4 protein-coding genes are annotated in these 7,057 nt (G+C 71.8%); all 4 read left to right on the top strand.

Annotated features, from left to right (window positions below):
• On the top strand, positions 1–1,717 hold a 1,717-nt coding region (locus GA0070558_RS32270), incomplete at its 5' end, for a family 43 glycosylhydrolase (protein WP_141722421.1).
• A gap of 155 nt (positions 1,718–1,872) precedes the next feature.
• On the top strand, positions 1,873–3,069 hold the full coding sequence (locus GA0070558_RS32275; protein WP_091287240.1) for a sensor histidine kinase: 1,197 nt from the start codon (positions 1,873–1,875) through the stop codon (positions 3,067–3,069).
• Entirely contained in the window at positions 3,066–3,743 is a 678-nt protein-coding gene (locus tag GA0070558_RS32280; protein ID WP_091287244.1) for a response regulator transcription factor, read from the top strand. Before GA0070558_RS32275 ends, GA0070558_RS32280 begins: the two co-directional genes overlap by 4 nt.
• Before the next feature lie 162 nt (positions 3,744–3,905).
• On the top strand, positions 3,906–7,057 hold a 3,152-nt coding region (locus tag GA0070558_RS32285; protein WP_091287248.1), incomplete at its 3' end, for an efflux RND transporter permease subunit.

Below are 7,057 nucleotides of genomic sequence, written 5' to 3' on the forward strand. Positions count from 1 at the left end.
CCCGGCCCACGCGGACAACCCGATCGTGCAGACGATCTATACGGCGGATCCTGCGCCGTTGGTGCACAACGGTCGGGTGTATCTGTACACCGGGCATGACGAGGACGGGTCGACGTACTTCACGATGAAGGACTGGCGGGTGTTCTCGTCGGCTGACATGGTGAACTGGACTGATCATGGTTCGCCGATGAGTCTGGCGACGTTCGCGTGGGCGGAGTCGGATGCGTGGGCGGGTCATGTGGCGGCGCGTAACGGGAAGTTCTACTGGTATGTGCCGGTGAAGCAGCGTGGTGGCGGGATGGTGATCGGTGTCGGGGTGGCCGACAGTCCGACGGGGCCGTTCCGTGACGCGATCGGTCGTCCGTTGCTGGGTAATGGTGAGATCGATCCGAACGTGATGATCGACGACGACGGGCAGGCGTACCTGTACTGGGGTAACCCGAACCTGTGGTACGTGAAGTTGAACCAGGACATGATCTCCTACTCGGGGAGCCCGACGAAGATCCCGTTGACCACGGCCGGGTTCGGCACGCGTAACGGCAACGCGAGTCGTCCGACGTTGTATGAGGAGGCGCCGTGGGTGTACAAGCGCAACGGTGTCTACTACAACATCTTCGCGGCGGAGTGTTGTGGTGAGTTCATCGCGTATTCGACGGCGCCGGGTCCGACGGGGCCGTGGACGTACCGGGGGACGGTGATGCCGCGGCAGGGCAGTAGTTTCACCAATCATCCGGGGATCGTGGACTTCAACGGTGGGTCGTATTTCTTCTATCACAATGGTGCGTTGCCGGGTGGTGGTGGTTTCACCAGGTCGGTGGCGGTGGAGAAGTTCTCCTACAACGGTGACGGCACGATCCCGAGCATGAACATGACCACGACGGGGGCCCCGCAGGTGGGCACGCTGAACCCGTACGTGCGGCAGGAGGCCGAGACCATCGCCTGGTCCGTCGGCGTCGAGACGCAACCCGCCAGCGGCGGCACGCAGAACGTGTGGTCGATCAACAACGGCGACTACATCAAGGTCAAGGGCGTCGCGTTCGGCACCGGGGCGGCCTCGTTCACCGCCCGGACCGCGTCGGCGACCAGCGGCGGCACGATCGAGATGCGGCTGGACAGCACCACCGGGCCCCTCGTCGGGACCTGCCGGGTCGCGGGCACCGGGGGCTGGCAGACCTGGGCCAACACGTCGTGCGCGGTGACCGGCGCGACCGGCACCCGCGACCTCTACCTGCGATTCACCGGCGGCAGCGGCGACCTGTTCAACCTCGACTGGTGGCAGTTCACCGCCGGCACCGGCACCACCACGTCCTACCGCGTCACCAACCGCAACAGCGGACAGGTCATCGACGTGCAGTCGCCCAACCTGAACGACCTGGCCGTCATCGGCCAGTGGACCAGCAACGGCAACGCCTGGCAGCAGTGGCGGTTCAACGACGCCGGCAACGGCAACGTCACCCTCCAGAGCGTCAACAGCGGGAAGTGCGCCGACGTGCTCGACTTCTCGACCGCGGACGGCGCGCGGGTTGTCCAGTACACCTGCCACGGTGGGGCCAACCAGGTCTTCACCTGGCGGTCGACCGGCGACGGCTACTACCAGCTGGTCAACCTCAACAGCAACAAGTGCCTCAACGTGGTCGGCGGCTCGACCACCCCGGGCGCGGCCCTGGAACAGCGCACCTGCGGCTCCGCGACCAGCATGCAGTGGTCCCGCGCCTGACGGCCTGGGACCCGCCCCCGGTGGGGTCGGCGCCGATCTTCCGCGCCGGCCCTGCCGGGGCACCCCGCCCGCCGTCCGCTACCACGGCTGCGGTAGGCGGGCGTACCACGCTCGGCAGACGCTGGTGGGCCGGGCCGCCCGGTAATGTGATCTTCATGGACGAACCGGGCGCTCACCAGTCGCCGGCCTGGTGGCGGACGCACCCGGGCGCACGCGACGCGCTGCTCGGCGCGGCCGTCGCGGCGCTGATCCTCGTCATGACGCTCGTCGGCCGGCCGGGGGAGACCGAGGGCCGCCCGTTGGCCTGGCCCGACGCGTTGGCCGCCGGGGCGGCCTTCACGCTGGTGCTGGTGCGCCGCCAGTGGCCGCTGCCCGTCCTCGCCGTCTCGGCCCTGCTCGCCGCCGGCGCCGTCGCCGCCGGCGGGCAACCCCCGGCCTTCCTCGTGGTGACCGCCGTCGCCGCCTACACCGTCGCGGCGCACACCAACCGACCCACGGCCTGGCTCTCCGGCGGGGGCGCGGCGGTCGTCGTGTACGGCGCGGCCGTCGCCTGGACCGGCGAGGGCTGGCTCGGCCCGCCGCTGGGCGTGGCCGCCTGGATCGGCATGGCCACCGCGATCGGCGACGCCGCCCGCATCCGCCGCGCGTACGTGTCCGCCGTCGAGGAGCGGGCCCGCCGCGCGGAACGGACCCGCGAGGAGGAGGCCCGCCGTCGGGTCGCCGAGGAGCGGGTGCGGATCGCCCGTGACCTCCACGACGTCGTCGCGCACCACATCGCCGTCATCAACGTGCACGCCGGGCTGGCCGAACACAGCGTGCACACCCGGCCCGACCAGGCGGCGGCCTCGGTGGCACACGTGCGACAGGCGGCCAGGACCGTGCTCGACGAACTGACCACCATCCTCGCCCTGCTGCGGCAGAACGGCGACGCCGACGCGCCCACCGAACCGGTGCGCGGCCTGGCGCAGCTCGGGGAGCTGCTGGACTCCGTCGCCGCCGCCGGCCTGCGGGTCGAGCACCAGCAGGTCGGCCCGGCGCGGCCGCTGCCCGCCGCGATCGACCAGGCCGCCTACCGGATAGTGCAGGAGGCGCTCACCAACGCGCACAAGCACGGCACCGGTGACGCGGCCGGCCTGCAGGTCGAATACCGCCCCGACGACCTTGTCATCGACATCGACAACCCGACCGGCTCCGGCCACCAGCGGTCGGACCCCACCGGCCACGGCCTGATCGGCATGCGCGAACGCGCCGTCGCCGTCGGCGGCAGCCTCGCCGCCGGGCCCGCCGGCGCCGGCCGGTTCCACGTCCGCGCCGTGCTGCCCAGCACGGCACGCCCCGGAGGCACCCCGTGACCATTCGCGTGCTCCTCGCCGACGACCAGGCCCTGATCCGCACCGGCCTGCGCGGCATCATCGAATCCGTGCCCGACCTCGAGGTCGTCGCGGAGGCGGCCAGCGGCCGCGAGGCGGTCCGGCTAACCCGCGCGGCGCGCGCCGACGTGGTGGTCATGGACATCCGCATGCCGGAGGTCGACGGCCTCCAGGCCACGCAGCTCATCACCGCCGACGAGGACCTGGCCGGGGTGCGGGTGCTCATCCTGACCACGTTCGAGCTCGACGAGTACGTCCTGGGAGCGCTGCGGGCCGGGGCGAGCGGGTTCCTCGGCAAGGGGGCCACCCCCACCGAACTGATCGAGGCGATCCGGACCGTCGCCAGCGGCGACGCGCTGCTGTCCGGGAAGGCCACCCGGGCGCTGATCGCCCGGTTCCTCACCAGCGGCGACCCCGCCCCGCCGCCGGACACCACCGTGCTCGACGTGCTCACCGACCGGGAGCGGGAGGTCCTCGCCCTGGTCGCCCTCGGCCTGTCCAACGACGACATCGCCACCCGGCTGCACCTCGCGCCCTCCACCGCGAAGACGCACGTCAACCGCGCCATGACCAAGCTCGGCGCACGGGACCGGGCGCAGCTGGTCGTGGTCGCCTACCAGAGCGGGTTGGTCAGGCCCGGGGACGCCACCCCGTAGGGGACGCGCCCTCCCACGGCGGTACGACGGTGGGTCGGAATACCACATTTGTGGTAGTGGACCGACCGCAGCTGGACGATGCCAACGGGACCCCTCCGCCCGGAGACTTTCGCCAGGCGCCCTGCGCGCCACCGAATCGTCTAGCCGCGAGCGAGGTCGCTGGTGTTGTTCCTGTCCCGGGTCAGTCTCGCGAACCGGAGGCTGGTGGCGCTGCTCACCGTCCTCCTCGTCGCCCTGGGGATCTATGCGATCCCGTCGCTCAAGCAGCAGCTGCTGCCCGATCTGTCCTTCCCGGCCGTGACCGTGGTCGCCAGCTACCCCGGCGCCGCGCCCGAAGTCGTCGAAGAGCAGGTCACCGGCCCGATCGAGAAGGCCGTCGAGGGCATCGACGGGGTCGAGAGCACGACCTCGACCTCGCAGCAGGGCTCGGTGCAGGTGATGGTCTCGTTCTCCTTCGACAGCGACATCGACCAGGCCTCCACGGACGTCGAGCAGGCCGTCTCCAAGATCTCCTCCGCGCTGCCGGCCGGCGTCGACCCGCAGGTGCTCACCGGCAGCACCGCGGACCTGCCGACGATGGTCCTGGCCGCCACCTCCGGCGGTGACCAGCACGCGCTCGCCGCGGCCCTCGACGAGAAGGTCGTGCCGGCGCTGCGGGCGGTCGACGGCGTCAACGACGTCGCGATCTCGGGCGTACGCGACCAGATCGTGACCGTCACGCCGGACACCGCCGCCCTGAGCAAGGCCGGGTTGAGCACGCAGTCGATCGTCACCGCGCTGGGCGCCCTCGGTGGCACCTCGTCGGCCGGGCAGATCACCTCCGACGGGCGCAACCTCAGCCTGGCCGTCGGCCAGCCGGTCACGTCGTTGAGCCAGCTCCAGAACATGTGGCTGTCGCCGGCCGCGTCCGCCGGCAGCCCGGCCGCCGCCGGCCGCCCCGCGGCCGGACCGGGCGGCCCCGCCGCGCCCGCGCCGGCGGCCGCGGCCCCGTCCGGTGCCGGTTCGGGCAAGCCCGTGCAGCTCAAGCAGGTCGCGACCGTGGCGCTCACGGATGCCCCCGTCACGTCGATCACCCGCACCGACGGCAAGCCCAGCCTCGGCATCTCCCTCACCATGGACCACGGCGGCGGCAGCCCGGAGATCTCCGACGACGTCCGCGACCAGCTGCCGGAGCTGCAGGCCGCGCTCGGCGACGACGCCCGGCTCGTCGTCGTCTCCGACTCCGGGCCCGGGGTCAAGAAGGCGGTGAACGGCCTCGTCGAGGAGGGCGCCCTGGGCCTGCTGATGGCGATCCTCGTCATCGTGGTGTTCCTGCGCTCGGCCCGCGCCACCGTGGTCACCGCGGTGTCCATCCCGCTGTCGTTGCTCGTCGCGCTCATCGCGGTGTGGTTGCGCGACTACTCGCTGAACATCCTCACCCTCGGCGCCCTGACCATCGCCGTCGGCCGCGTCGTGGACGACTCGATCGTGGTGCTGGAGAACATCAAGCGTCATCTCGGCTACGGCGAGGACCGGCGCTCGGCGGTCCTGTCCGCCGTCCGTGAGGTCGCCAGCGCCGTCACCTCGTCCACGCTCACCACCGTGGCGGTGTTCCTGCCGATCGCGCTGGTCGGCGGGTTCGTGGGCGTGCTGTTCGGCTCCTTCGCGATCACCGTCTCCGCCGCGATGCTCGCCTCGCTGCTGGTGTCGCTCACCGTCGTCCCGGTCCTGGCCTACTGGTTCCTGAAGGCGCCCGCGGACGCCGCCGGCGTGCCGGCCGACGAGTATCGCGCCCGGGTGGAGGAACGCGAGCGGCAGGGCCTGCTGCCGCGCGTCTACCTGCCGGTCATCCGCTGGGCGGTCGGCCACCGCAAGACCGTGCTCGCCGGGGCGGTGGCCCTGCTGGCCGCCACGGTCGTGATGGCCGGGGGCCTGAAGACCACCTTCCTCGGCGACTCCGGCGAGGACTCGATCGGGGTCACCCAGACCCTGCCGGCCGGCACCGACCTGGCGACGACCGACGCCGCGGCGAAGAAGGTCGAGGGCGTCCTCGCCTCGGTCGACGGCGTGGAGTCGTACCAGGTGGTGATCGGGTCGTCCGGCGGGTTCTTCGGCTCGCGTACCGCCAACAACGTCTCGTACACCCTCAACCTGGCCGACGGCGCGGACAGCGCGACGGTCAGCGACGCGGTGCGCGACAGGATCGCGGACATCACCGACGCGGGCGAGCTGAAGCTCGGCGGCGGGGGCGGCCCCGGCGGCGGCGGGCCCGGCGGCGACAGCACCATCTCGGTGTCGATCCAGGCCGACGACGACCAGGCCCTGAGCCAGGCCACCCGGCAGGTGCAGGAGGCCCTGACCGGCGTCTCGCAGGTCACCGACGTGGAGAGCGACCTCAGCGAGAGCGCGCCACAGATCAGCATCGTGCCCGACGGCGAGGCCGCAGCCCGCTCCGGGCTGACCACCGGCGCGATCGTCTCGGCGCTGCGGCAGTCCGTCGAGGGGACCACCGTCACCCAGGTCACGCTCGACGGCGCCCCGCGCGACGTGCTCGTGCGGACGGCCGACACCGGGCCGGACAGCCTCGCCAAGGTCAAGGCGCTCGTGCTGCCCGCCGGCACCGGCACGGTACGCCTGGACCAGGTCGCCACCGTCAGCCGCATCGACGGGCCGGTGCAGCGCACCCACGTCGACGGCGAGCGGACGAACACCGTCACCGCGACCCCGGTCGGCGACAACACGGGTGCGGCCAGCAGCGCCGTCACCGACAAGCTCGAGACCCTCACCCTGCCGGCCGGGGCGAGCTACGAGATCGGCGGCGTCACCGCCGACCAGAGCGAGGCGTTCTCGCAGCTCATCCTGGCCATGGTCGCCGCGATCGCCCTGGTGTTCCTGATCCTGGTGGGCGTGTTCCGCAGCATCCGCCAGACGCTGATCCTGCTCGTGTCGATCCCGTTCGCGTTCGTCGGCGCGTTCGCCCTGCTGCTGGTCACCGGCACGCCGCTGGGCGTCGCCGCGCTCATCGGCATCCTGATGCTGATCGGCATCGTCGTCACCAACGCCATCGTGCTGATGGACCTGGTCAACCAGTACCGCGAGCGGGGCATGAGCGTCGCCGAGGCGGTCGTGGAGGGCGGTCAGCGCCGGCTGCGCCCGATCCTGATGACCGCCCTGGCGACCATCTTCGCGCTCCTGCCGATGGCGCTGGGCATCACCGGTGAGGGCGGGTTCATCTCCACCCCGCTGGCCGTCGTCGTCATCGGCGGCCTCGTCACCTCCACCCTGCTCACCCTGGTCCTGATCCCGGTCCTCTACACGATGGTCGAGGGCCGCCG

Source organism: Micromonospora haikouensis (assembly GCF_900091595.1).
Classification (GTDB): Bacteria; Actinomycetota; Actinomycetes; order Mycobacteriales; family Micromonosporaceae; genus Micromonospora; species Micromonospora haikouensis.